A 25,482-nucleotide genomic window follows, 5' to 3' on the forward strand; every position below is an offset into this window, starting at 1 on the left:
GCTCTTCGTCGCGTTTGGTGAGCGGATGCCACGCGGCGTCTGCTCTTCGTCGCGTCTGGCGAGTGGATGCCACGCGGCATCCGCTCTTCATCAGTGGGGGAGTGCCTCGATGAGGGTGCGCAGGTACGCCTCGTCGTCGAAGTCGTCGACGATCAGTCGCTGCACCATGTAGCCGGGACCGAGGCCGAGCACGACCGGAGCGAGCCGCGTGGCCCACTCTTCGGGGTCGCCGTCGACGCGCCGCGGATCGGCGGCGGCCCATTCGAGGAGCCGGGCTCGCACGGTCTCTCGCAACCGGTGGAACACGCCCTGTACGAGCAGGCGCATCTCGTCGTCGACGGCGGCTTCGGCCCAGAGTTGCACGATGACGTTGCTGAACGGCTCGCGGCGCATGCCGTCGAGGAGGGTGGCGATGATCTGACCGGGCGGGAGCGGCTCCCCGCCTCCGCGCTGGGCCTCGAGTTCGGTGCTGCGGGAGTCGAGCACCCGGCCGGCGACGGCGGCGAACAACTCTTTCTTGCCGGCGAAGTGGCCGTAGATGGCGCCCGCCGACAGGCCGGTCTCTGCGATGACGTCGGCCATCGAGGTGCCCTGGAACCCCTTCGCGGCGAAGGCGCGGAGGGCGGCGTCGATGATCTCGTCACGGCGGGCCTCGCGGTACGCGGCGGTGACCTTCGGCATGCTCGGCTTCCCCGTCGATGAGCTGGTTGTCGTCTTGACAAGCCTAGACGGCGGCCGCAGAATTATAAAGAACGAACATTCGTTTTTCTTCGGAGGAGATCATGGCCCACCCGGATGCCGCCAGCAGGCACACCCCGATCGGCCGCGTCGTCGGACTCGCACTCGCACTCGCGGCCGTCGTCGCGGTCATCGTGCTCGCGTTCTCATGGCCATCGGTGACGGCCGACGCGAAGAACCTGCCCATCGCGATCGCGGGCCCCGACGAGGCGGTCTCAGCGGTCGAGGCGACGGTCGACGAGCAGTCGCCGGGCGCCATCGCCTTCGACACCGTCGACGATCGCGACGCCGCCGTGGCCGCGATCGAATCCCGTGAGGTGTACGGAGCCATCGTGCTCGGTGCCGAGCCCGAGGTGCTCACGTCGTCGGCGTCGAGCCTCGTCGTCGCCCAGTTGCTCACCGGCATCGCGAGCGGACTCGAAGAGGGCGTGAACGCCCAGGCCGCGGCCGCGGCTGCGGCAGCGGGTGCTCCCACGGCGCCGCCGCACATCGAGGTCGCCGTCACCGATGTCGTGCCGCTCGCCGAGAGCGACCCGCGGGGCACCGGTCTCACGGCCGCGCTCTTCCCGCTCGTGCTCGGCGGCATGCTCGGGGGCATCGCCATCTCGATCGCCGTCATCGGTGCGATGCGCCGCGTCTTCGCCGTGCTGCTCTACTCGGCAGCGGGCGGGCTCGTGCTCGCCGGAATCCTGCAGGGCTGGTTCGGGGCACTGCAGGGCGAGTACCTCGTGAACGCTGCGGCCATCGGACTCGCGCTCGCGGCCATCGCCGCACCGATCACCGGGTTCGTGGCGCTCATCGGCCGCGCCGGCATCGCCGTCGGACCGGTGGTCATGCTCCTCTTCGCGAACCCGATCTCGGGCGCGGCGGTGCCGAAGGAGTTCTATCCGGCGCCCTGGGGCGAGATCGGGCAGTGGTTCCCACCGGGAGCGGCCGCGACCCTCGTGCGCGAGCTCTCCTACTTCCCGTCGGCCGACATGACCTTCCCGTGGCTCGTGCTCGGGGCGTGGGCCGTCGGCGGGCTGCTGCTCTCAGTCGTCGGCCACTTCCGCACCGCGGGCGGCGCCGAGCCCGACGCGGAGGCGGCCGTCGCCGACTGAGTCGCAGGCGACGAGGCAGCCCGGTTCAGGCCGAGCCGTCTCCGGTCAGCCCGCGAGTTCCTTGCGGCCGTTGATGATGCCGCTCACCGCAGCGACCACCGCGAAGACGACGGCGACGACGGGCTGGCCCAAGGTCCACCAACCGATCGCAGCGGCCGAGAAAACCGCGATCTCGACGATCGCCTTGCCGAACGGGTCGATGCGGAAGACCGCCTTCGGCGAGACGAAGAGCGCCCACGCGAGAATCGCGAGGAGCGGTGCGCCGATGCCGACGAGCACGCCCGGCCACGGCAGCGGGAAGGCCAGGAAGCCCCAGACGCCGAGCGAGACGAACGCGAAGAGCTCGAGGAAGAACCGCAGGATGTCGTTCGGTCCGATCTTCGGCTGCTGGTGCTGTTGTGCGTCGCTCACAACCCTCGATCCTACCGGCGGGTTCAGCGGAAGATGATCGTGCGGACGCCGTCGAGCAGCACCCGGCGTTCGGCGAACCACTTCACCGCCTGGCTGAGCGTGCGGCTCTCCTCGTCCTGGCCGATGGCCACGAGCTCACCGGGACTGCGCGAGTGGTCGACGCGCACGACGTTCTGCTCGATGATCGGCCCCTCGTCGAGGTCGCTCGTCACGAAGTGCGCGGTCGCGCCGATGAGCTTCACGCCGCGCGAGTGCGCCTGGCGATACGGGTTCGCGCCCTTGAATCCGGGAAGGAAGGAATGGTGGATGTTGATGCAGCGGCCCTCGAGGGCGGCGCACAGTTCGGGCGACAGGATCTGCATGTACCGGGCCAGCACGACGAGCTCGATGTCGTGCTCGTCGACCGCGTCGAGCACGCGTCGTTCGAAGGCCGCCTTCGACGCGGCATCCGTCACGGCGAGGGACTCGAAGGGCACGCCGTAGAAGTCGACGAGGTCGCGCAGCGTGCCGTGGTTCGAGAGCACGAGCGGGATCTCGACGGGCAGCTGCCCGGCGCGCTGGCGGAACAGCAGGTCGTTGACGCAGTGACCGGCGGTCGAGGCGAGCACGAGGGTGCGCAGCGGCCGGCCGACCTCATCGAGGTGCCACTGCATGTTCCACCGCTCGGTGACCGGCGCGAGCGCGGCCTCGAACTCGTCGCGTCCGGCCGAGGACTCGACCTGCAGGCGCATGAAGAAGTTGCCCGTGTCGAGGCTCGCGAACTGCTGGCTCTCGGTGATGTTGCCGCGCGCCGCGACGATCGCTCCGCTGATCGCGTGCACGATACCGGGGCCGTCGGTGCAACTGAGTGTGACGACCCAGTGGTGGAGGTGCTCGGGTGCTGCGCCGGGAACGTGCTCGGTCATCCCGTCAGACTACCGGGCGACGGTTCGAAAGTCGGCGTCGGCGACAACGTCGGCAGCGGCGCCGGTGTCGGTGTCGGTGTGGGCGTCGCATCGGTCGTCGTATCGGGCTCGGCGGTCGCTGGAGCGAGGTCCGTCGCGGGCGCCGGAGGAGCCGTCTCGGGCGCGCTCGCCGGTGCGCTCGCGCGGTCGGAACCCCACGTCGGCGTCGCGACGGTGCTCGGGCCCGTTCTCCCGTCGTCGGTGACGTAGCGAACGGTCACCGTGCTGAACATCCATCGCCAGGAATCGTTCGACTCGCGGGCGCGACCCTTCGCGTCGAGCACGAAGGTCCGATACGGCGTGCCGTCGATGTCCATGCGGATCGTCGCGCCCGGGACTCCCGTGAAGTCGAGCCTGAAGGGCACGCGCTTCGCCGTCGGGGCCTGCAGGGTCACTTCGATCGGCGCGCTCGGCTCGGAGCGGTTGCCCGCCACGTCGGTCTGCGTGACGCTGAGCACGTGCCGACCGGCCGACAAGCCCGAATAGACGAGTGACCAGCGGCCGGCGGCATCGGCGACGGCGTCCGGCGCGGGGTCCCCGAATGCGGAGGCGAGCGCCATGCCACCCGACTGGGCGGTGACGCGGATGGCCGCGCCAGGCTCCGCCGTGCCGGAGAGGCGAGGATCGACGAGTCCTCCGGCGGTGTCCGGTGCCGAGACCCGGGGCGGCAGCGCCTCGGTGTCGACCGGATCAGGAGTCGGCGTGGGCGTCGGGGTCGGCGTGGGCGTGGGCGTGGGCGTGGGCGTGGGCGTCGGAGTCGGAGTCGGGGTCGGCTCGGGGGACGGGGCCGGTGAGGGCTCCGGGAGCGCCTGCAGGGACTCTAGTGGGGCCGGGTCTGTCGTCGGCGCGTCGCCGTCTTCAATCGCATCCGGTGCCGGATCGACGACGGGTGCCGGTGCCGGAGGCGCCGGCGGAACCACGACCGGGGCGTCGATCGACCCGTTCGTTCCGGCATCGGCGGGCGCAGCGGCCACCGCAGCGGGCGGCGACTCCGGCACGACCGGATTCACGAGGCCGGGCACGACGATGACTGCGGCGACCGCGGCGGCGGCGACGAGGGCACCGGCTCCGACGCCGACCACGACTCCGGTGCCGCCCAGTGCGCCGAGGCCGGTCGCCGAGGCGGCCCCGCCGGCCGCGCCCGCAGTGCCTGCGCCGCCGGCACCCGCGCCTGCCGTCGAGCCGGCTCCTGCGGCGGAGCCCGCGGTGCCGGACGCGCCGGCCCCTGCGCCGTGCCCGATGATGGCGGCGGGCATCGCGGCGGCGCCCATCGCGACCTCGGCGACCGGTGCTCCCTGCGAGAGCCACGCAGAGTAGGCGGTGGCGCCGCCGATGCCGGCGGTGAGCGGCAGCAGCACGAGCGCGAGACGGGAGCCCACTTCGCGTGCCTCAGCGGCGACGATCGTGCAGCGGGCGCAGTCGTCGAGATGCGCCTCGAGACGCGTCGTCTCGCGGGCTCGGAGCTTGCCGCGCGTGTACGTGCCGAGCCGGTCGATGCTCCACTGGCACTCGGGGGCGTTGGCCGGGTTGCGGAGGTGCACCCGGATCCAGGACTGACGGAGGCCCTCACGGGCACGGTACGCGAGCGCCGCCGTGCTGTTCGCGCTCATGCCGAGGAGCGGTGCGATCTGCTGCGGAGTCATGTTCTCGACCTCGGAGTACCAGAGCACCTCCTGCCAGCGCGTGGGCAGGGCGCGGAACGCCTGCGCGGTGGCGCTGCGGTCGAGGGCGTCGAGCGTGGCGGACTCGGTGGTCGTGGGGTCCTCGAAGGACTCGAGGGTCTCGAGCGTGGTCTCGTGGCGCGCGCGGCCCCAACCGGCGGCAGTGTTGCGGATCGTCGTGAAGAGGTACGGGCGGAAGGCGCCCGTGGGCCCGCCACCGGCGAGGATCGCGCTGTAGATCTTCGTGAAGGACTCGGCGACGAGGTCGTCGGGGTCGAGTGAACTGTACGAACGCGCAACGGTGCGTGCCGACGCGGCATGTCGTTCCCACAGTTCGGCATACGCGGAGCCGTCGCCCTTGCGCGTCCGCTCGATGAGCGCGGCGTCGGCCGATCGGTCGGTGCGCAGCGGCGGCACGACGGTCTCCTTCGGGTAGCAGGTGGGATGCGCTCGGATGGGGGAAGCGGCTCACCTGAGGTTGCGCCCGGACGGGATTCATGACGCGCGCGATTCGGGTGCCCCTATTCCAGCAGAAATCCCTGAGAAACGGGTGCGGAAAATTTTCTCCGGATCTCGCGTCATAGAAGTGCCGATCCGCCGTCTCTCAGGTGGAAGGCACTCAACCGCCTTCCGGAACAACCGCCGTCTCAGGCGACCCGAACCCCCGAGACGGATGCCGGCAGCCCAGTCGGCGAATGAGCGGAGTGCATCGGGGGAACGATGCGATCCGCTCGAACGGGCGAGGGTCTCGGAGGCGAAGGGGAACACGCCTCCGGGCCCCGTCTCGCCCGAGCGTCCACACGGCGGGCCGGTCGATCCCCGTCTCGCCCGAACGTGTCATGGCGCGGCGAGGGCTCGGCGTGGTCAGGCCAGGCGTACCCCGGCGCCCCACACGGCCTCGACGCCGAGCTCGGCATCGAGGAGCACGGCGTCGGCGGCGAACCCGGGGTCGAGACGGCCGAGGTCGCCGGCTCGACCGATCGCCGCAGCGGGCGTCACGGTGAGCGCGCCGACCGCCTCGTCGATCGGGATGCCGCAGTCGAAGACCGCCCGGCGGAGCGCGTCGTCCTGCGTGAGCGTGGAGCCGGCGATCGATCCGCCCTCGCGGAGTCGGGCGACGCCGTCGGTGACGACGACCTCGAGCGAGCCCAGGATGTAGACGCCGTCGGCGGAACCCGTCGCCGCCATCGCATCCGTGATGAGGGTGACGCGGCCCGGCGCGCCCGCGAAGGCGAGCTTCACGACATCGGGATGCACGTGCACGCCGTCGTTGATGATCTCGAGCGTGACGTGGTCGGCGTGCATCGCCGCGGTCACGGGACCGGGAGCGCGGTGGTGGATGCCCCGCATGCCGTTGAACGCATGCGTCAGGATCGAGGCGCCGGCGTCGAACGCGGCGAGGGCGGTCTCGAAGTCGGCGCCGGTGTGGCCGACGGCCACGCGCACGTCAGCTGCCACGAATCGGGCGATCGCCTCGAAGGCTCCGGGGTGTTCAGGTGCGATGGTGATCTGCCGCAGGGTGCCGGCGGCTGCCTCGAGCAGGCGTTCGACGGATGCCTCGTCGGCGCTGCGCAGGAGCCCCGGGTCGTGCGCTCCGCGGAATTCGGAGTCGAGGAACGGCCCCTCGAGATGTGCGCCGAGCACGCGCGGGTCTCGTTCGGCGAACCTGGCGATCGTCGCGAGATCGCGTCCCAGTCGATCGACCGACGAGGTCACGAGGGAGAGCACGGAACGGGTCGTGCCGTGGGCGTTGTGCACCGCGAGGGCGGCCTCGATGGCCGCATCGCCGTCGTCGACGGACGAGCCGCCGGCACCATGGCAGTGGAGGTCGATGAATCCGGGAGTGAGGAAGCGCCCCGCGGCATCCGTCACCGTCGCCGACGAGGCGGCGAGGCCGTCGCGCCATCCGTCGCCGATGCCGCGCGCGGTCACCTGATCGCCGTCGAACCGCACCCACGCGTCGGTGACGGTGTCGGCGCCGCTCACGAGGCGTGCGGAGTGGATGACGACGGGTGGGGTGCTCACCTAAGCAACGATAACGTCGTAGCCCGCGTCGGACAGCCGCTCGAGCTGCTCCTGCGTGGCCCCGGCGTCGGTGATGACGGTCGAGAAGAGGCGCCTCGGGCCGATCGCCGCGAACGCCCGCTTGTCGATCTTCGAGGAGTCGGCGACGAGCACCGCCTGCGTCGCACGCGCGGCCATGAGGGCGTTGACCGCGGCTTCGCGTTCGTCGTGCGAGGTCGGCCCGACGATGGGGTCGATGCCGTTGACGCCGATGAACGCGAGGTCGAGGGTGATGCTGCCGAGCACCGCGTCGGTATAGGCGCCGACCAGCTCGTACGAGCGGGCGTGCACGACGCCACCGGTCACGACGGTCTTGATCTGCGGACGCATCGCGAGCTGCATGGCGATGTTGATCGCGTTCGTGACGACGGTCAGGCTCGGGTCGGGAGCCGGTTCCATGATGTCGGCGCGAGACATGAGCGCGTCGGCGATCGCGGTCGACGTCGTGCCGCCGCAGAGGCCGATGACGGCGCCGCGCGGCACGAGCGCGCTCGCCGCCAGGGCGATGGCGGCCTTCGCGTTCGGGTTCTGCTGGTTCTTGTACCGGATCGGCAGGTCGTAGGCGACCGAGTGCGCGACGGCTCCGCCGCGCGTGCGGGTCAGCAGCTGCTGACTGGCGAGGGCGTCGAGGTCGCGACGGGCGGTCGCGGGCGACACCTCGAGGCGCTCGACGATCTGGTCGACATCGACCTGACCGCCCTCCGCGAGGAGGTCGAGGACTGCACTCAGACGCTCGGCACGATTCATCCGTTGGGGTCCTTCCCGGCGAGGAGATCGAGGACTGCACTCAGTCGCGAGTGGCGTTCCGAACGATTCATCCGTTGGGGTCCTTCCCTGCGAGGAGATCGAGCACGGCGCTCAGCCGCCAGTCGGCTTCCGAACGATTCATCCGTTGGGGTCCTTCCCGGCGAAGAGGCGGAGCAGGCGGGCCGCCTCCGCCTCGATGGCGTCTCGTCCGGCGGCGAGGTACTTTCGCGAGTCTACGACCGTCGGATGCTCGTCGAGGAATCTGCGGATCGCGCCGGTGAACTGCGCGTTCAGGTGCGTCGAGACGTTGATCTTCACGAGACCGGCGCGGATGCCCGCGACGATCGTCTCATCGGGCACGCCCGACGACCCGTGCAGCACGAGCGGCACGGGCACCGCCGCCCGGAGGCGGGCGATGAGTTCGAGGTCGAGCGCCGCGTTCCGCTCGGTCATGGCATGCGACGACCCGACGGCGACGGCGAGGGCCTCGACGCCCGTCTGCGCGACGAACTGCGCGGCCTCGGCGGGGTCGGTGCGCACGCCGGGCGCGTGGGCGCCGTCCTTGCCGCCGATCTCGCCGAGCTCGGCCTCGACGAGCACGCCGGTGGTCGCGGCGTGCGCGACGACCCTGCGCGTCGTCTCGACGTTGTCGGCGAAGTCGAGCTTGGCGCCGTCGTACATGACCGAACCGAAGCCGTGGTCGATCGCGAGGAGTGCGAGCTCGGGGTCTTCGGCGTGGTCGAGGTGCACCGCGACGGCGGCACTCGATGCCTCGGCCACGGCGAGCGTGGCGCGGGCGATCGGCTCGAAGCCGCCGTGGTACCGGATCGCGTTCTCGGAGATCTGCAGGATCACCGGCAGTCCGGTCGACTCGGCCGCCCGCACGAGGGCCTCGGCGGTCTCGAGGTGCAGCACGTTGAAGGCGCCGACGGCACGGCCGGCGACGACGGCGTCGGTGAGGATGGCGCGAGTGGGGGTGAGGGTCATGCGGTCGCTTCCCGATCGGATGGTCCGGCGTTGCCGGTGCTGGTCGTGGTCACGACGACCTCGTGTTCGAGGGCGGCGTGTTCGGGGGAGAGGTCGCCCGCGAGCGGCATGAGCACGGCCGAGGCCGACCAGGCGGTCGCGCGGCGAGCGAGTCGTGCCCGCGCATCGGCCGAGGCGGGGCTGTCGGCGGCGAGGTCGGGGGTCTCGGCGAGTGCCGCGGCCATCGCGGCGACCGCGGCGTCGCCCGCGCCGGTCGCGTTGCCGTGCAGCCTGCGGGGCAGGCCGGCGCGGATGCCGCCCGGAGCATCCGCCGTCTGGATCAGGAGGCCCTCGGAGCCGAGCGAGGCGACGACGATGCCTGCGCCGAGCGCGAGCAGTGCGCGCGCTCCTGCTGCGGGTTCGTCGAGCCCGGTCTCGGCGCGGAGCTCCTCGGCGTTGGGCTTCAGCGCCGAGGCGCCGGCGCGCGCGGCGGCGGCCAGGCCGGGCCCGCTCGTGTCGACGATCACGGGCACGCCGGCGTCGCGGAGCGCACCGACGAGTGCGCCGAGCTCGTCGGGGCCGAATCCCGTGGGCAGGCTCCCGCAGATCGCGACGGCATCGGCGCCGCGGCCGAGCTCGAGTGCGCTCGCGGTCAGCGCGGCGACCTCATCGGGCGCGAGGCCGTCGCCGCGTTCGTTCAGCACCGTCGTCTCCCCGCTCGACTCGTCGACGAGGGCGATGCTGCGCCGGGTCGCGCCCGCGACGGGGACGAGGCGATGCGGGATGCCGCTCGACTCGAGCTCCGCGGCGAACTCCTCGCCGACCGCGCCACCGGAGGTCGTGAGGGCGAGCACCTCATGTCCTTCGGCGTGCAGCACGCGGGCGACGTTCAGCCCCTTGCCGCCGGCACGCGCGGCGCCGGCATCGACGCGGTGCGTCTCGCCGGGCAGCAGGCGGTCGGCGTGCCAGGTCAGGTCGAGTGCCGGGTTCGGCGTCACCGTGAGGATCACGCGGCACCGCCGCCGAGCCGGGCGGATGCGAGATCGCGGGCCGCGAGCGCCGTGCCGAGGAGGCCGGCGTCGTCGCCGAGCTCGGCGTGCACGAGGGCCGGGCGGCGGTGGAAGCTGAGCAGGGCGTCGAGCCGTGCCCCGAGCGGGCCGAAGAGCGCGGGACCGGCCTGGGCGAGGCCCCCGCCGATGACGACCGCCTCGGGCGCGACGACGGCGACGAGACGCGCGATCGCCTCCGCGAGCGCCTCGACGGCGTCGTCCCATACCCTGCGCGCGAGCGCGTCGCCCGCGGTCGCGGCATCGAGCACTTCACGAGCCCCGCTGACGGGCGTGCCCGTCGCGGCGGAGTATCGGCGGGCGATCGCACCGGCCGAGGCGATCGTCTCGAGGCATCCGATCGCACCGCAGGGGCAGCGCTCGCCGAGCGGGTCGGCGAGGGAGTGGCCGATCTCGCCCGCGAAGCCGCCGCCCGCGTAGGGGTGGCCGTCGAGCACGAGCGCGCTCGCGATGCCCGTGCCGATCGCCAGCACGACGACGTCGCCGTAGCCGCGAGCGGCACCGAGCCGGTGCTCGGCGTCGCCGGCGGCCCGCACGTCGTGGCCGAAGGCGACCGGCAGGTCGAGGGCGGCCTCGGCGAGAGAGCGGATCGGGGCGTCGCGCCAGCCGAGGTTCGAGGCGAACATGCCGACGCCGGTGAGTTCGTCGACGAGTCCGGGCACGCTGACCCCGGCGGCGACCGGAACGATGCCGGGAGCGGCCGCGAGGTGCTCGCGCGCGAGGACGGCGAGCGACGCGACGATCGTGCCGGCGGGATCCGCGGGGTCGAGGGGCGTCGGCGTGCGGCGGAGGCCGAGCACCCGCCCCGACGCGTCGACGAGCGCGGACTTCGTGTCGGTGCCGCCGACGTCGAAGGCGAGCACCGCATCGCCCGGGCCGAGCCGGGTCGCGTCGAGGGAGGGGCGTTCGGTCATCAGGCGTCGAGGATGACGGAGCGGGTGAGGTTGCGCGGAGCGTCGGGGTCGAGGCCCTTCGCGCGGGCGCGGGCGAGCGAGACACGCTGCGCGCGCACGAGTTCGGCCATCGGGTCGAGCGTGCCCGCCTCGAAGTGGGCGCCGGTGGCGGCGACGTCGCCGGCGAGGCCCTCGGGCGTCTCGCCGAACTGCCAGGTGACCCGGCCCGGAGCCGCGATCGCGATCGGTCCGTGGCGGTACTCCATCGACGGGTACGACTCGGTCCACGACTGGGAGGCCTCGCGCATCTTCAGGGCGGCCTCGTGCGCGAGCCCGACCGACCAGCCGCGGCCGAGGAAGGTGTACTGCTCGGCATCGGTCAGTTCGGGTGCGAGTTCTTCGGCCACGGCGCGCTCGGCGTCGGCGATCGCACCGCTCAGGTCTTCGCCGAGCGACGCGCGGAAGAGCGCCAGCGCGGTCGTCGCGAAGCGGGTCTGCACGACCGACTGCTCATCGGCGAACGGCAGCAGCACGGCGTCGTCGACGAGGCCGACGAGCGGCGAGGATGCGTCGCCGATGACGCCGACGGTGCGCACACGGCCGCGCAGGCCCTCGACGAGCTGGAGCACCTCGGTGGTCGTGCCCGACCGGGTAAGGGCGACGACGGCGTCGTAGCCGCGGTCGACGAAGGCCTCGGATGCCGCGAAGGCGTCGGTCTGGCCGTGGCCGCCGGCTTCGCGGAGCCAGGCGTACGACTGCGCGATGAACCAGGAGGTGCCGCAGCCCACCACGGCGATGCGTGCTCCGCGAGCGGGGAGCAGTGCCTGCTCGGCGCGGAGCGACTCCGCTTTCGCCCACGTCTCGGGCTGCGAGTCGAGCTCGGCCGACATGTGTTCGGCAGCGGTGTGTTCGGTGGTCGAATGCTCGGTCAAGACGGCTCCAGACGGGTGTTCGGCGGCCGGCGCACGATATCGGCGCCGACATGACTACTCATGATTGCAGATGACTGCAATCCATGTCCAACGATCAGTCAAACGATCGATTCGATCACATCGATCACAGTTGCGAATTTGTGAGGGATCTGAACAAAATCTCATAACGAATCAGTTGCACGGCTTGACGGCCGATCCGGATTCGACATAGATTTCGTGCGTCGAGTGAACGAACATGATCGTTTACACGGCGAAACGTTCAGGAAACAGCACTCGGGCAGAGTCGTCGGGTGCGAGGTTCTCGAACACACGCACCGTCGCGCGAGGCTCCATCCGGGCGTAGGTGCACCATCCACCACAGTGAGGAAGCATCCATGAAGAAGTCTCTGCGCCTCGGCACGGCCGTCGCGCTCGCCGCCACGGCGTCGCTCACACTCGCCTCCTGCGGCTTCGGCGGCGGTTCCGGCGATGACGAAGCCGGTGGGAAGACCACCCTCGACCTGCTCGTGCCGAGCTACTCCGACAACACCCAGGGCCTCTGGGAAGACGTCATCGAGGGGTTCGAAGCCGAGAACACCGACATCGACGTCAAGCTCGAGGTGCAGTCGTGGGACAACCTCGAGACCGTCATCGCCACCAAGATCCAGGGCGGTGAGGCACCCGACATCTACAACGGCGGCCCCTTCGCCGGCTTCGCAGCCGACGAACTGCTCTACCCGGCCGAAGACGTCGTCTCGCCCGACACGTTCAGCGACTTCCAGGACTCGTTCATCGCGAACGCCGAGGTCGACGGCACGGCGTACGCCCTGCCGCTCATCGCCTCGGCTCGTGCGCTGTTCGTGAACAACGCGCTGCTCGAGCAGGCCGGCGTCACGGCGCCGCCCACCAACTGGGACGAGCTGCTCGACGCTGCCACGAAGGTCTCCGCCCTCGGCGGCGGCATCGCCGGGTACGGCATGCCCCTCGGCTCCGAAGAGGCGCAGGCCGAGGCGGCCGTGTGGCTCTGGGGCGGCGGCGGCACGTTCGGCGACGCGACCGAGATCACCGTCGACGACCCGGCGAACCTGCCCGGTGCCGACCAGATCAAGAAGATGATCGACGCGGGCGCCACGCAGGCCGACCCGGGCTCGACCGACCGTTCGCCGCTCATGGACATCTTCATCCAGGGCAAGATCGGCATGCAGGTCGGCCTCCCGCCGACCGTCGGCCAGATCGAGGAGAACAACCCCGAGCTCGACTACTCGATCGTCCCGATCCCCACGCAGGACGGCAGCCCGATGACGGTCGGCGTCATGGACCAGCTGATGGCCTTCGAGAACGACGGCGACAAGCAGGACGCCATCACGAAGTTCCTCGACTACTACTACACCTCCGACGTGTACGTGCCGTGGGTGCAGGCCGAGGGCTTCCTCCCGGTCACGAAGTCGGGTGCTGAGGCGCTCTCGGGTGAAGAGGCGCTCGCGCCGTTCCTCGAGGTCCTGCCGGACGCGAAGTTCTACCCGAGCACCAACCCGCAGTGGTCGGCGACGGATGCCGCGTTCAAGGCGCTGTTCGGACAGCTTCAGACGAAGCCCGCACAGGACGTGCTGACCGAGATCCAGGCGCAGGCCGACGCGGGCTGATCCCGCCTCGACCAGCAGTTCGTTCGCACTACCCGGAGGGATCGGTGACCACCGAACCATGAGCACCACATCCGATGCGTCACCGATCCAGGCGGGGGCGGCCGACGGCCGCCCCCGTCCCGGGAGCGGAGCACCCGCCAAGGGTGGAGCCGCCGCTCCTCGCCCCAGGGGCCGCGACCTGCTCCATGCCCTGCCGTGGATCGGCCCCGCCCTCATCCTCATCTTCGGCGTCGTGCTGTTCCCGGCCGTCGTCATGTTCTACAACTCGACCCGCGACATCTCCCAGAGCGGCGTCGACAAGGGATCGGTCGGCCTCGACAACTACATCGAGGTCTTCAACTTCCCCTACTTCTGGCCGATCTTCGGCCGCACGATCATCTGGGTCGTCGTGGTCGTCGTCGCGACGGTCGTCATCTCGCTCGGCCTCGCGCAGATCCTGAACAAGGCCTTCCCCGGCCGCCGCATCGTGCGCCTCGCGGTCATCATCCCGTGGGCGGCATCCGTGGTCATGACGACGATGGTCGTCTACTACGGCCTTGAGCCCTACTTCGGCATCATCAACAAGTTCCTCGTCGACATCGGCCTCGTCGACACCCCCGAGGGCTACGGCTGGACCCGGAACCCGGTGACCGCCTTCGCGTGGTCGATCGTCGTCGCGATCTTCGTGTCGCTGCCGTTCACGACGTACACGATCCTCGCGGGGCTCCAGACGGTGCCGGGCGAGGTGCTCGAGGCCGCCAAGATGGACGGCGCCGGGCCCATTCGCACCTACTGGGGGGTCGTGCTGCCCCAACTGCGCAGCGCCCTCGCCGTCGCGGTGCTGATCAACATCATCAACGTCTTCAACTCGCTGCCGATCCTGAAGGTGATGACCGGGTCGATCCCCGGCTACGACGCCGACACGATCATGACGATGATCTTCAAGTACATCCAGAACCAGCACAAGGTCGATGTCGCGAGCGCCCTCTCGGTCGTCGCGTTCGTCATCGTCATCGTGATCGTCGCCGTCTACGTGCGCGTGGTCAAGCCCATGAAGGAGGTCTGATCGTGGCCGTCACCGCACCCGCGTTCGAGACGATCGCCCCGCCCGCGGCATCCGCTCGCAAGCGCCGTTACACCGAAGACCAGGTGCCGCTCCGCAAGGTGATCGTGCGCATGATCGCGGGCTTCATCGTGCTCGCGATCTTCGTGCTCCCGTACGTCATCATGTTCTTCGGATCGGTGAAGACGAAGGCGCAGATCCGCTCGGTCGACCCCACCTACTTCCCCACGGAGTGGCACTGGGAGAACTACGTCAACATGTGGTCGACGCCCGAGACGCCGCTGCCGCAGAACCTGATCTCGACGATCATCATCTCGGTCTTCGCGACGTTGATCGTGCTGCTCGTCGCGATGCCGGCGGCGTACTACACGGCCCGCTTCAAGTTCCCGTTCCGCATGGTGTTCCTCTTCCTCGTGATCGTCACGCAGATGCTGCAGCCGGCCGTGCTGACCTCGGGCCTGTTCCGCCAGTTCCTCGCGTTCGACATGATCGACACGTGGGCCGCGATGATCTTCATCAACGCCGCGTTCAACCTCTCGTTCGCCGTGTGGATCATGCACTCGTTCTTCGCCGGCATCCCGAAGGAGGTCGACGAGGCTGCTCAGATCGACGGCGCGGGCCGGCTCCGGGTGCTCTTCACCATCAGCCTGCCGCTCGTCTGGCCCGGCATCGTGACCGCGATCGTGTTCACCTTCGTCGCGTGCTGGAACGAGTTCGCGGCCTCGCTCGTGATCCTCTCGACGGCGGGCAACCAGCCGCTCTCTGTGGCCCTCACGAAGTTCGTCGGCCAGTACGAGACCTCGTGGCAGTACGTGTTCGGCGTCTCGATCGTCGCGATCGTGCCGGTGGTCATCCTCTTCATGATCATCGAGAAGCGCCTCGTCGGCGGCCTCACCGCCGGCAGCGTCAAGTAACCACCAGAACCAGCGGATGTCGCGGGTGCCGCCTGCCCCGCGACATCCGCTTCTCTGTGCTCGCCCTCCGGCCACGGCGCTGAGGCAAAGGCTCCAGCCGACTTCGAGGAGTTCCCCGATTTCGAGGAGATCCTCGATTCCGAGGAGTGATCGGCGCGATCCCGTCCTCTGATCTGCAGATCTCCGCTCGAACCGCCGGTCCGGTCAGGCGGCGCCGGGGTCGGTCGTCCAGAGCCCGAGCACGTTGCCCTCCGAGTCCTCGAAGTACGCGAACCAGCCCATGCCGGGCACCGGTGCGCGCGGGGACACGACGGAACCGCCGATCTCGACGATCCGTTCGAGCGAGCGGTCGATGTCCTCGACGTCGACCGTGAGGATCGGCGTCGTCAGCCGATCGGCTCGCTGGAACATCCCGCCGTTGATGACACCGGGCTCCAGCGGCTGCTGGGTGGCCTCGTCGACCGGCGTCGTGACGACGTTCGTGTAGTCCATGCCCGGAATGGGGTCGAGCGACCAGTCGAACGCCGCACGGTAGAACTCGCGCGCACGATCCTGGTCGTCGGCCGGAATCTCGAAGTGCACGATGCCGGGCATCTTCGCCTCCTTCGTCGGGGCGCGGCACGACCGCGCCTGCCGGGAGGATAGACCCGGCGGAGCGACGCCGACAGTGCACGCGGGACGGGCTGCCCCGGACTCACTCGGCCCAGGGCACCCCGCCGACCTTGCGGTAGGCGACGCCGAGCGCGTCGAGATGGGTGCCGAGCGAGGCGAGCCGGGCGTGGAACGAGGCCTCGTCGCGCGCCGCACCGCCGGCCGGCGCGGGAGACCACCCGATCTCGGCGATCGCCGCGATGCGCGGGAACACCATGAACTCGAGGTCGGTCGCCGTCGCGATCGTCTCGGTCCAGACGGGCGCCTCGACGCCGAGGATGTCGGACTCGGCGAGGCCGGGCACGACGGCCGACGGCTCCCACGAGTACGACTCCTCGAGGGTCGTCGGTCCGTCGGCCCAGAGCTGCCCGACCTTGCCGCCGAGCGGGCCGTCGGGGTCGTCGGGGTACTTCATGTCGAGGTAGGCGACATCGGCGGGGGAGAGGATGACGCTGCCGCCCTGCTCCACGAACGAGTTCGTGAGCTCGGCCGCATCGTCGCGCGGGGTGACGAAGTCCCAGTACTGTCCGACGGTCCCCTCGGGCAGCTCCCGTGACGCGCCCATCTCGTGCCAGCCGATGACGGTCTTGCCGGTCGCCGCGCCGGCCGCCGTGATGCGCCGGACGAGGTCGAGGTAGTCGGCCTCGGAGGTCGCGAGCGACTCGTCGCCGCCGACGTGCAGCCACGGCCCGGGCGTCATCGCCGCGACCTCGCCAAGGACATCGGCGAGGAACCGGTCGGTGGCCACCGCCCGCTCGGGCGAGGCGCAGAGCGACGAGAAGCCGACCTCGAGGCCCTCGTAGGGCTTCGTCGCGACGCCGTCGCAGTTCAGCTCGGGGTAGGCGCTGAGGGCGGCGTTCGTGTGGCCGGGCAGGTCGATCTCGGGCACGACGTTCACGAATCGCTCTGCGGCGTACTCGACGATCCGGGCGTAGTCGGCCTTCGAGTAGAAGCCGCCGCCGTCGCCTCCGGTCGAGGTCGACGCCCCGATGCCCGTGAGCTCGGGCCATGCGTCGATCTGCAGTCGCCACCCCTGGTCGTCGGTGAGGTGCAGGTGCAGCACGTTGAGCTTCAGCAGCGCGATGCGGTCGATGTGGTCGAGCACGTCCTCCACCGGGAAGAAGTGTCGGGCCACGTCGAGCATCGAGCCGCGGTAGGCGAAACGAGGGGCATCGACGACGGATGCCGCGGGCACGATCCATCCCTCGGCCGGTGCCCTCGCGGCATCCGTTCGTTCGATCTCGGCCGGCAGCAGTTGCCGCAGTGTCTGGGTGCCCCGGAAGAGCCCGGGCGCGGCCGGTGCGGCGATGCGGACGCCGTCGGCGCCGCTGTCGAGCGTGTACGCCTCGGGATCGTCGCCGGCCGCCGGGTCGATGGCGAGCGCGAGGTCGGATGCCCCGGCCTCGCCGCCGACCACGGGCAGGTCGAACCCGGTGGCGATGCGCGCCTGCGCGGCGAAGGTCTCCGCGACGGTCGCCGCCTCACCGTCCGCGACGAAGCGCGACTCCTCCGTGAGCGTGAACGGGCCACTGCCTGTGAGCTCGAATTCGACGGGGGCCGGGATGATGCCGGTCACGGCGTCTCCGTTCTGTTGGGCGGTGCAGCCGGTGAGGGCGAGGGTCGTGCCGATGAGCGCTGCGGCGACGAGGTGCGCGGCGGTGCGGGTGCTCGTGCGGGTGCGGCTGCGGCGCTGCATGCGTCCTCGCTCGGTCGGGAGGCGAACAAAGGTAAGGATTCCTAACCCTCATCGTGGCACGAATCACCGCCGGGCGGCAGTGCGGTCGTCGTCATGCAGGCGCATCCGTTGCTAAGCTTCGAGGGTCGCGACTGGCGTTGAGATGGATACCATCGGGGAGCGACTGGCACGGACCGACCGCACGCCTGGGCCGGTACGCATACCTCGGCGCTGGCGCGCGCGAGGCAGCACCCCACGTAGGTCCGTTTGTCATGAAGGAGCCAGTCTTGGCCGAGTCCGTTTTCAATGCGCCGCTTTCCGAAGTCGACCCCGAGATCGCCGAAGTTCTCGAGCTCGAACTCGGTCGCCAGCGCGACTACCTCGAGATGATCGCGAGCGAGAACTTCGTTCCCGTCTCCGTCCTGCAGTCGCAGGGCAGCGTCCTCACGAACAAGTACGCCGAGGGCTACCCCGGCCGCCGCTACTACGGCGGCTGCGAGTACGTCGACGTCGCCGAGTCGCTCGCCATCGAGCGGGCGAAGTCGCTCTTCGGCGCCGAGTACGCGAACGTGCAGCCCCACTCGGGCGCCACCGCGAACGCCGCGGTGCTCTCCGCGATCGCGACCCCGGGCGACACCATCCTCGGCCTCGAGCTCGCCCACGGCGGTCACCTGACGCACGGCATGAAGCTGAACTTCTCGGGCAAGCTCTACAACGCCGTCTCCTACGGCGTCGACCCCGAGACCTTCCTCGTCGACATGAACGTCGTGCGCGACAAGGCCCTCGAGCACAAGCCGCAGGTCATCATCGCCGGCTGGTCGGCCTACCCCCGCCACCTCGACTTCGCCGCGTTCCGCGCGATCGCCGACGAGGTCGGCGCGAAGCTCTGGGTCGACATGGCGCACTTCGCCGGCCTCGTGGCGGCGGGCCTGCACCCGAGCCCCGTTCCCTACGCCGACGTCGTCTCCTCGACCGTGCACAAGACGATCGGCGGCCCCCGCTCGGGCTTCATCGTCTCGCGCGACATGGAGCTCGCGAAGAAGCTGAACTCCAACGTGTTCCCGGGCCAGCAGGGCGGCCCGCTCATGCACGTCATCGCGGCGAAGGCCACGGCGTTCAAGATCGCGGCATCCGAGGACTTCAAGAACCGCCAGGAGCGCACCATCCGCGGTGCGCAGATCCTCGCCGCGCGCCTCACCTCCGACGACTCGCGCGCCGCGGGCATCGACGTGCTGACGGGCGGAACCGACGTGCACCTCGTGCTCGCCGACCTCCGCAACTCGAAGATCGACGGCCAGCAGGCCGAAGACCTCCTGCACGAGGCGCTCATCACGGTGAACCGCAACGCCGTGCCGTTCGACCCGCGCCCGCCGATGGTCACCTCGGGCCTGCGCATCGGCACGCCGGCGCTCGCGACCCGCGGCTTCGGCGACGCCGAATTCACCGAGGTCGCCGACATCATCGCGCTCGCGCTCCAGGGCGAAGCGGATGTCGCGTCGCTCCGTTCGCGCGTCGAAGCCCTCACAGCGGCGTTCCCGCTGTACCCGGGCCTCGCGCAGTAGGGAATCCCATGACCGCGATCACGCTCGACGGCGTCGCCACCGCGTCGGCCGTCAAGTCCGAACTCGCCTCGCGCATCCAGCTGCTGAAGGCGCATGGCGTCGTGCCGGGCCTCGGCACGCTCCTCGTGGGCGACGATCCGGGTTCGCGGTCGTACGTCGCGGGCAAGCACCGCGACTGCGCCGAGGTGGGCATCGAGTCGATCCGCATCGACCTGCCCGCCTCGGCCACCACGGCCGATGTGCGCGCCGCGATCCGCGACCTCAACACGGCCCCCGAGGTCACCGGCTACATCGTGCAGCTCCCGCTGCCGGCAGGGCACGACGAGAACGCCATGCTCGAGCTCATCGACCCCGACAAGGACGCCGACGGGCTGCACCCGACGAACCTCGGGCGTCTCGTGCTCGGCATCGAGGGCGAGCTGCAGTCGCCGCTGCCGTGCACGCCGGCCGGCATCGTCGAGATGCTGCGTCGCTACGACGTGCCCATCCGCGGGCGCCATGTCACGGTGATCGGCCGCGGGCTCACCGTCGGCCGCCCGCTCGGGCTGCTGTTCACCCGCAAGGGACTCGACGCCACCGTCACGCTCACGCACTCGCGTACCGAAGACCTCGCTGCCGAGGTGCGCCGAGCCGACATCGTCGTGGCCGCCGTCGGTGTGCCGCACCTCGTGCAGCCCGAGTGGATCAAGCCCGGCGCCGCCGTGCTCGACGTCGGCATCACGCGTGTGCAAGACGAAGACACGGGCAAGGGCAAGCTCACGGGCGACGTCGATCCCGCCGTGGCGGAGGTCGCCGGGCACCTGTCGCCGAACCCCGGCGGCGTGGGGCCCATGACCCGCGCGATGCTCCTCGCGAACGTCGTCAAGGCCGCGGAGCAGCGCCTGCACCGCTAGTCGACCTGCCGGTCGCCCGGTGTTCACCACGTGTGCACCGGGCGGCCGTCTGGCGCGCGTAGCTTCGCGCCATGGCCAGTGTCGAACTCGTCGAAGCGCCGCGCGCAGCGGTCCTGGCCGGGCGCGCTGCGGCGACTCGGGTCGACGGCAGCGAAGTGAGCTCCGGCACCGGGCGAGCGGATGCCGCGCCCGCGCGTGCGACCGCCATCATCCCGGCTCGGGGCGGCTCGGTGGGGCTGCCCGGCAAGAACCTCGCACGGGTCGGCGGAGTGCCGCTCATCGCCAGGGCCGTCCGCGCCGCGCTCGCCGCGGAACGCATCGGCCGGGTCGTCGTGACGACCGACGACGCCGGCATCGCGGACGCCGCCCGGGCGGCCGGGGCGACGGTCGTCGATCGGCCCGCCGGCCTCGCGGGATCCACCGCGTCGAGCGAGTCGGCGCTGCTCCACGCGCTCGATGAACTCGAGCTGCGAGGCGAGCTCGAGGTGCTCCCGCCCGAAGCGCAGGACGGCGACCTCGACGTCGGCGACGGACGCCCCGTCACGGTGTTCATCCAGGCCACCTCGCCCTTCATCGACCCGGCCGATCTCGACGCCGCGATCCACCGTGTCGCCTCCGGCGAGCGAGACGTCGTCTTCTCGGGTGCGCCGACCCACGCGTTCCTCTGGCGCGATGACGCCGACGCGGGCTCCATGGCCGGGGTGAACCACGAGGCATCCCGCCGTCTCCGTCGTCAGGAACGCGAGCCCGAGTACCTCGAGACCGGTGCGTTCTACGTCTTCACCACCGAGGGGTTCCGCGCCGCAGGTCACCGGTTCTTCGGACGTATCGGCGTGCAGCCGGTCGACGCCGACCACGCCGTCGAGATCGACGACCCCGCCGACCTCGAGCGGGCGAGGGCGATCGCGCCGCACGTGGATCGCGGCCTCGGCCCGAACGGCCCGCTGGTCGACGTCGACGCGCTCGTGACCGACTTCGACGGCGTGCACACCGACGACACCGTCATGGTCGACCAGCTCGGCCGCGAGTCGGTGCGGGTGAGCCGCAGCGACGGCGCCGGCGTCGCGCGCCTCCGCGCCGCCGGCATCCCGGTGCTGATCCTGTCGGCCGAGCAGAACCCGGTCGTCGGGCGCCGTGCCGAGAAGCTTGGCGTCGAGTGCGCGCAGGGCGTGGGTGAGAAGGGCGAGGTGCTACGCGAGTGGGCGGAGCGCCGCGGCATCCCCCTCGATCGCATCGCCTACCTCGGCAACGACCGCGGCGACCTGCCTGCCCTCGAACTCGTCGGCTGGCCGATCGCCGTGCCGGACGCGGCTCCCGAGGCGCTCGCCGCTGCGCGTCACGTGCTCTCCCGAACGGGCGGCCGCGGCGCGGTGCGCGAACTCGCCGACCTGATCCTCGCCGCGCGCGACGCCGCGGCGGACGAAGAACCCGATCCCGCGCCAGCGCGCGATCCTGAATGAGGGAGCGAACATGTCCGTGCGCATCGGCCGATCGGTCGTCGGCAGCGAGTACCCGGTCTACGTCATCGGCGAGATCGGCCTGAACCACAACGGCGACGTCGAGATCGCCAAGCGCCTCATCGACGTGGCCGTCGAGTCGGGGGCGCAGGCGGTGAAGTTCCAGAAGCGGACCCCCGAGATCGCGACGCCCGAGCACATGCGCGACGTGCCGCGGGAGACGCCGTGGGGCACGATGAGCTACCTCGACTACCGGCGGCGCGTGGAGTTCGGCGAACCTGAGTACCTCGAGATCGCCACGTACGCGCTGCGTGCCGGCATCGACTGGTTCGCGTCGCCATGGGACGTGCCCTCGGTCGAGTTCCTCGAGGGGCTCGATGTCGTCGCGCACAAGGTCGCGTCCGCCTCGGTCACCGACCTGGCGCTGCTCGACGCGATCGCCCGCACGGGCAAGCCCGTGATCCTCTCGACCGGCATGTCGACGCTCGACGAGATCGACCGGGCCGTCGAGGTGCTCGGCACCGATCGCCTCGTCATCATGCACGCCACGTCGAGCTACCCGATGCCGCCCGAGGAGGCGAACCTCCGAACGATCGAGACGCTGCGGGGTCGCTACCTCGGCGTGCCGATCGGCTATTCGGGTCATGAGCGCGGCCTGCAGATCTCGCTCGCCGCGGTCACCTTGGGTGCCGTCGCCGTCGAGCGCCACATCACGCTCGACCGGGCGATGTGGGGATCCGACCAAGCGGCCTCGCTGGAGCCGACCGGCTTCGACCACCTCGTGCGCGACATCCGCGTGATCGGCGAGGCGATGGGCGACGGCGTCAAGCGCGTCTTCCCCGGCGAGGAGGCGCCGCGCGCCAAGCTCCGCCGGGTTCCCGCGCTGTGAGTCGCGGCCGACCCAACAGGGCCCGCCGTCTGCTCGTGATCGCCGACTCGGATTCGTACGTGAAGTGGGGTGCCGCCTTCGCCTCGCGACTACCCGGCGGGTGGAGCGCAGAACTCGTCGTGCTCACGACGCCGGTGCAGCCGAGCGTCCGGCAGCTGCACGCGGCACTCGCCGGCACCTCGTTCGAGGCAACGGCGGTGCCGACGGTGGGCCTCGACGAACTTCCCGAGCTCCTCGCCCGAATCCGGCCCGACGCCGTGCTCCTCGCGCTGCGGGGCCCCCTCGTGCGAGTCGTCGCGCCGATCGCCGCCCGCGGGCCGGGACGGCCGGTGCTCGTGAGCGGGTTCCCCGGGCTGACGATCCCGGCCGAGCCGAAGGCGATCGTGTACCGCGAGCAGGTGGACCTCATCGTGCTGCACAGCCGGCGCGAGGTGCGAGCATTCCGCGCCAACGCGGTCGAACTCGGCATCCCGGTCGAGTTCGGGCTCGCGACGCTCGCCTTCCTGCACGGCGCCAGGGCAGCGGATGCCGCGGCGCCCGAGCCCGCCACCGACCTCGTCTTCGCGGCGCAGGCCAAGGTGCCCGCCGAGCGCGACGATCGGGTTCGACTGCTCGGCTGGCTCGCCGATGCGGCTCGACGGCGCCCCTCGCGGCGCGTCGTCGTCAAGGTGCGCGCGCGGCGCGGCGAGGCCCAGACCCATGCCGAGGCCCACGACTACGCCGAACTGCTCGGGGACCCCGGGGTGCGCCGCGCGCTCGGCGGCTCGCTGCCGCCGAACCTTGTGGTGGAGGACGGGCCCATGGCCGACCATCTCGCGCGCGCCGCCGGACTCGTGACCGTGAGTTCGACAGCTGCGCTCGAGGCCGTGGCATCGGGCCTGCCGACCCTGCTGATCGACGAGTTCGGCGTCACGCCGAAGCTCATCAACACGGTCTTCGAGGGCAGCGGGCTGTTCGGCGGGGCGGATGCGGTCGCCGGCTGGGAGTTCCGGCGCCCGGCTGAGGTGTGGCTCGCCGACAACTACTTCCACGGCGGCGAGCACGACGACTGGGCCGCGCGACTTGATGTGCTGCTCGATCGCCGGGCCGCGGGTGAGCTGCCGCTGCGGATGCGCGCGCACAACCTCTCGGGCGGAGCACTGCGCCGGGCCTTCGAACGCAAGCGCATGCTCGGCGAGCACGACCGTTCGCTCGCGGGCACTGCAGCGATGGTCGTGGCCATCCCGACGCGTTGGGTCGTGCGCCGCGCCCGCCGCGTGCGTGCGCTGCTCGTCGCTCGCCGCGTGACTGCTGCCGGGGCTTGACACAGGCGGACGGCGGGGCGGCGGGGCACGCCCGCGGAGGCGAGCGAGGTCGGCCGGCGCCTCAGTCGACCGGCGCCGAGTGCTCCTCGACGTGGGCGAGGTAGGACGCGGCGTTGCGCTGGATGCCGGCGCGCTCGATGTCGCTGAGCTCACGGCGCACCTTCGCGGGAACCCCGGCGACGAGCGAGCCGGGCGGAACGACCGTGCCCTCGAGCACTACGGCGCCCGCGGCGACGAGCGAGCCGGCGCCGATCACGGCGCCGTTCAGCACCGTCGCGTTCATGCCGACGAGACTGTGGTCCTCGACGGTGCAGCCGTGCAGCACCGCGCCGTGCCCGACGGACACGCCCCGGCCGACGGTCAGCGGGTAGCCGGCGTCGACGTGGCAGACGACCGTGTCCTGCAGGTTCGACCCCTCGCCGATGCTGATCGGCTCGGCCTCGGCGCGGAGCACGGCGTTGTACCAGACGCTCGATCCGGCGCCGAGGCGCACGTCGCCGACGATCACGGCTCCGGCGGCCACGAACGCCGTCTCGTCGAGCGAGGGTGCGGCGATGCCGGCGATGGTCAGGATGCGAGCCGAGGGATCTGCAGACATGCGCACAGCCTACGCGCGCCCATCGCGCGGGCCCTCGTGCGGCCCGGCCCCACCGCGACGCCGTCGCGCGGACCGCACCCCTCGGGCGATGACGCGGTACGCGGCGCCGATCGCGAGCACCGCCACTCCCGCGACGATCGAGACGAGCGGAAGGGTTGCGACGAGCACGAGGCATCCGATCGCGCCTGCTGCGGAGAGCGCCCGCGGGACGCGCCGTTCCGGTCGCGGCTGGGTGATCGCCGCGACGTTCGCGACGAGGTAGTAGAGCAGCACGCCGAACGACGAGAAGCCGATCGCGCCGCGCAGGTCGACCGTCGCGACGAGCACGATGACGACGAGCGAGACGGCGATCTCGGCGACGTGCGGCACCTGGAACCTCGGGTGGATCCGGGAGAGCGGTCGCGGCAGCTCGTCGTCGCGGGCCATCGCGAGGGCGGTGCGGCCGATGCCCGCGAGGAGGGCGAGCAGCGCCCCGAGCGCCGCCACGGCGGCGCCGACGCGCACGACGGGTGCGGCCCAGTCCCAGCCGACGGCGTCGACGACGTCGACGAGCGGGGCGACGGATGCCGCGAGCCGATCCGGGCCGAGGGCGCCGAGTGCCGCGGCGCCGACGGCGGCGTAGACGATCACGGCGACGGCGAACGCGATGCCGATCGCCCTCGGGATCGTTCTCGAGGGCTCGCGCACCTCTTCGCCGAGCGTCGCGATGCGCGCGTACCCCGCGAACGCGAAGAACAGCAGGCCCGCCGACTGGAGGATCCCGAGCCAGTCCTGGCCGGATGCTCCGGCGCCGAGGACGGGTACCCCGTCGCCCGCCGCACCGCCGTACGTCGCCGTCGCGCCCGCGGCGACGACGAGCGCGAGCACCCCCAGCACGCCGATCACGATGACCGTCGCCACTCGCGCGGTGCGGGTGATGCCCCGCAGGTTCACGGTCGCGATCGCGATGACGGCGACGATCGCGAGCGGCCGCTGCCACTCGGGCGGGGCGAGGTAGGCCGCGAAGGTCATCGCCATGGCGGCGCAGCTCGCGGTCTTGCCGATGACGAAGCTCCAGCCGGCGAGGAACCCCGGCCACTCGCCCAGGCGCTCGCGCCCGTACCGGTAGGCGCCGCCCGACTCCGGATAGCGTGCCGCGAGCTGCGCCGTCGAGCCGGCGTTGGCGAGCGCCACGAACGCCGCGATCGCGAGCCCGATCATGAGCCCCGCGCCGGCGGCCTGCGCCGCGGGGGCGAACACCGAGAAGACGCCGGCGCCGATCATCGCGGCGAGGCCGATCGCGACGGCGTTTCGGAGACCCAGTCTGCGGGCGAGGGAAGGCTGGTCCACGCTCGCACATTAGAGCATGGAGG

General features: G+C 71.2%; 23 protein-coding genes and 1 riboswitch. Of the genes, 9 read left to right on the forward strand and 14 right to left on the reverse strand.

Annotated features, from left to right (window positions below):
• Positions 1-90: 90 nt before the first annotated feature.
• Entirely contained in the window at positions 91-681 is a 591-nt protein-coding gene (locus ESP57_RS15215; RefSeq protein ID WP_056010620.1) for a TetR/AcrR family transcriptional regulator, read from the reverse strand.
• A 101-nt stretch (positions 682-782) separates the two neighbouring features.
• On the opposite strand from ESP57_RS15215, the gene ESP57_RS15220 reads away from it, so the two are divergent.
• Positions 783-1,838 carry a hypothetical protein gene (locus ESP57_RS15220; protein WP_115961348.1) on the forward strand — a complete coding sequence of 352 codons (1,056 nt, stop codon included), beginning with the start codon at positions 783-785 and terminating at the stop codon, positions 1,836-1,838.
• A gap of 45 nt (positions 1,839-1,883) precedes the next feature.
• On the opposite strand, the gene ESP57_RS15225 is transcribed toward ESP57_RS15220, so the two are convergent.
• From ESP57_RS15225 to ESP57_RS15265, 9 genes are all read right to left on the reverse strand, one after another.
• On the reverse strand, positions 1,884-2,249 hold the full coding sequence (locus ESP57_RS15225; protein ID WP_056010614.1) for a YrdB family protein: 366 nt from the start codon (positions 2,247-2,249) through the stop codon (positions 1,884-1,886).
• Between the two features lie 23 nt (positions 2,250-2,272).
• Positions 2,273-3,154 (reverse strand): formyltetrahydrofolate deformylase, encoded by an 882-nt coding sequence (purU, locus tag ESP57_RS15230; protein WP_056010607.1) that lies wholly within the window; start codon positions 3,152-3,154, stop codon positions 2,273-2,275.
• On the reverse strand, positions 3,151-5,271 hold the full coding sequence (locus ESP57_RS15235; RefSeq protein WP_129232125.1) for a sigma-70 family RNA polymerase sigma factor: 2,121 nt from the start codon (positions 5,269-5,271) through the stop codon (positions 3,151-3,153). Before ESP57_RS15235 ends, purU begins: the two co-directional genes overlap by 4 nt.
• A 447-nt stretch (positions 5,272-5,718) precedes the next feature.
• Positions 5,719-6,879: an N-acetylglucosamine-6-phosphate deacetylase gene (locus ESP57_RS15240; protein WP_129232126.1), complete on the reverse strand. Its 1,161-nt coding sequence runs from the start codon at positions 6,877-6,879 to the stop codon at positions 5,719-5,721.
• Positions 6,880-7,665, reverse strand: a complete 786-nt coding sequence (locus ESP57_RS15245) for a DeoR/GlpR family DNA-binding transcription regulator (protein WP_056010595.1) — start codon at positions 7,663-7,665, stop codon at positions 6,880-6,882.
• 138 nt (positions 7,666-7,803) lie between these two features.
• Entirely contained in the window at positions 7,804-8,652 is an 849-nt protein-coding gene (locus ESP57_RS15250) for a class II fructose-bisphosphate aldolase (protein WP_056010592.1), read from the reverse strand.
• Positions 8,649-9,641, reverse strand: coding sequence for a 1-phosphofructokinase family hexose kinase (locus ESP57_RS15255; RefSeq protein WP_129232127.1), 993 nt, complete (start codon positions 9,639-9,641; stop codon positions 8,649-8,651). The genes ESP57_RS15250 and ESP57_RS15255 overlap by 4 nt, the downstream gene beginning before the upstream one ends.
• Complete coding sequence (locus ESP57_RS15260; protein WP_056010585.1) at positions 9,638-10,612, reverse strand: ROK family protein; 975 nt, start codon at positions 10,610-10,612, stop codon at positions 9,638-9,640. Before ESP57_RS15260 ends, ESP57_RS15255 begins: the two co-directional genes overlap by 4 nt.
• Positions 10,612-11,481 carry an SIS domain-containing protein gene (locus ESP57_RS15265; RefSeq protein WP_056013087.1) on the reverse strand — a complete coding sequence of 290 codons (870 nt, stop codon included), beginning with the start codon at positions 11,479-11,481 and terminating at the stop codon, positions 10,612-10,614. The genes ESP57_RS15260 and ESP57_RS15265 overlap by 1 nt, the downstream gene beginning before the upstream one ends.
• A gap of 416 nt (positions 11,482-11,897) precedes the next feature.
• On the opposite strand from ESP57_RS15265, the gene ESP57_RS15270 reads away from it, so the two are divergent.
• The 3 genes from ESP57_RS15270 to ESP57_RS15280 are packed head-to-tail and all read left to right on the forward strand — an operon-like array spanning position 11,898 to position 15,101.
• A complete protein-coding gene (locus tag ESP57_RS15270; RefSeq protein WP_115961363.1) occupies positions 11,898-13,145 on the forward strand; it encodes an extracellular solute-binding protein in 1,248 nt (415 codons plus the stop codon).
• A 58-nt stretch (positions 13,146-13,203) separates the two neighbouring features.
• Positions 13,204-14,190, forward strand: coding sequence for a carbohydrate ABC transporter permease (locus tag ESP57_RS15275; RefSeq protein ID WP_129232128.1), 987 nt, complete (start codon positions 13,204-13,206; stop codon positions 14,188-14,190).
• Positions 14,191-14,192: 2 nt separating this feature from the next.
• Positions 14,193-15,101 (forward strand): carbohydrate ABC transporter permease, encoded by a 909-nt coding sequence (locus ESP57_RS15280; protein ID WP_235507728.1) that lies wholly within the window; start codon positions 14,193-14,195, stop codon positions 15,099-15,101.
• 204 nt (positions 15,102-15,305) lie between these two features.
• On the opposite strand, the gene ESP57_RS15285 is transcribed toward ESP57_RS15280, so the two are convergent.
• Both ESP57_RS15285 and ESP57_RS15290 read right to left on the reverse strand, forming a co-directional pair.
• The gene (locus tag ESP57_RS15285) at positions 15,306-15,695 is read right to left on the reverse strand and encodes a VOC family protein (protein ID WP_129232129.1); all 390 of its coding nucleotides are present in this window, start codon (positions 15,693-15,695) and stop codon (positions 15,306-15,308) included.
• Between the two features lie 100 nt (positions 15,696-15,795).
• Positions 15,796-17,448: a beta-N-acetylhexosaminidase gene (locus tag ESP57_RS15290; protein ID WP_129232130.1), complete on the reverse strand. Its 1,653-nt coding sequence runs from the start codon at positions 17,446-17,448 to the stop codon at positions 15,796-15,798.
• Positions 17,449-17,565: 117 nt separating this feature from the next.
• Positions 17,566-17,646: riboswitch (ZMP/ZTP riboswitch) on the forward strand.
• A 68-nt stretch (positions 17,647-17,714) separates the two neighbouring features.
• On the opposite strand from ESP57_RS15290, the gene glyA reads away from it, so the two are divergent.
• The 5 genes from glyA (at position 17,715) to ESP57_RS15315 (ending at position 23,532) form a co-directional block, all read left to right on the forward strand.
• On the forward strand, positions 17,715-18,989 hold the full coding sequence (gene glyA, locus ESP57_RS15295; protein ID WP_129232131.1) for a serine hydroxymethyltransferase: 1,275 nt from the start codon (positions 17,715-17,717) through the stop codon (positions 18,987-18,989).
• 8 nt (positions 18,990-18,997) lie between these two features.
• Entirely contained in the window at positions 18,998-19,882 is an 885-nt protein-coding gene (locus ESP57_RS15300; protein WP_115961375.1) for a bifunctional methylenetetrahydrofolate dehydrogenase/methenyltetrahydrofolate cyclohydrolase, read from the forward strand.
• A gap of 71 nt (positions 19,883-19,953) precedes the next feature.
• Positions 19,954-21,342: an acylneuraminate cytidylyltransferase gene (locus tag ESP57_RS15305; protein ID WP_129232132.1), complete on the forward strand. Its 1,389-nt coding sequence runs from the start codon at positions 19,954-19,956 to the stop codon at positions 21,340-21,342.
• A gap of 10 nt (positions 21,343-21,352) precedes the next feature.
• Entirely contained in the window at positions 21,353-22,228 is an 876-nt protein-coding gene (locus tag ESP57_RS15310) for an N-acetylneuraminate synthase family protein (RefSeq protein WP_129232133.1), read from the forward strand.
• A gap of 35 nt (positions 22,229-22,263) precedes the next feature.
• Complete coding sequence (locus ESP57_RS15315; RefSeq protein ID WP_341539099.1) at positions 22,264-23,532, forward strand: DUF6716 putative glycosyltransferase; 1,269 nt, start codon at positions 22,264-22,266, stop codon at positions 23,530-23,532.
• A 61-nt stretch (positions 23,533-23,593) separates the two neighbouring features.
• On the opposite strand, the gene ESP57_RS15320 is transcribed toward ESP57_RS15315, so the two are convergent.
• The gene (locus ESP57_RS15320) at positions 23,594-24,130 is read right to left on the reverse strand and encodes a gamma carbonic anhydrase family protein (protein ID WP_129232135.1); all 537 of its coding nucleotides are present in this window, start codon (positions 24,128-24,130) and stop codon (positions 23,594-23,596) included.
• Positions 24,131-24,139: 9 nt separating this feature from the next.
• Entirely contained in the window at positions 24,140-25,459 is a 1,320-nt protein-coding gene (locus tag ESP57_RS15325; RefSeq protein WP_129232136.1) for an APC family permease, read from the reverse strand.
• Positions 25,460-25,482: the final 23 nt, after the last annotated feature.

It is taken from the genome of Agromyces fucosus (genome assembly GCF_004134865.1).
GTDB classification, from domain to species: Bacteria; Actinomycetota; Actinomycetes; order Actinomycetales; family Microbacteriaceae; genus Agromyces; species Agromyces fucosus.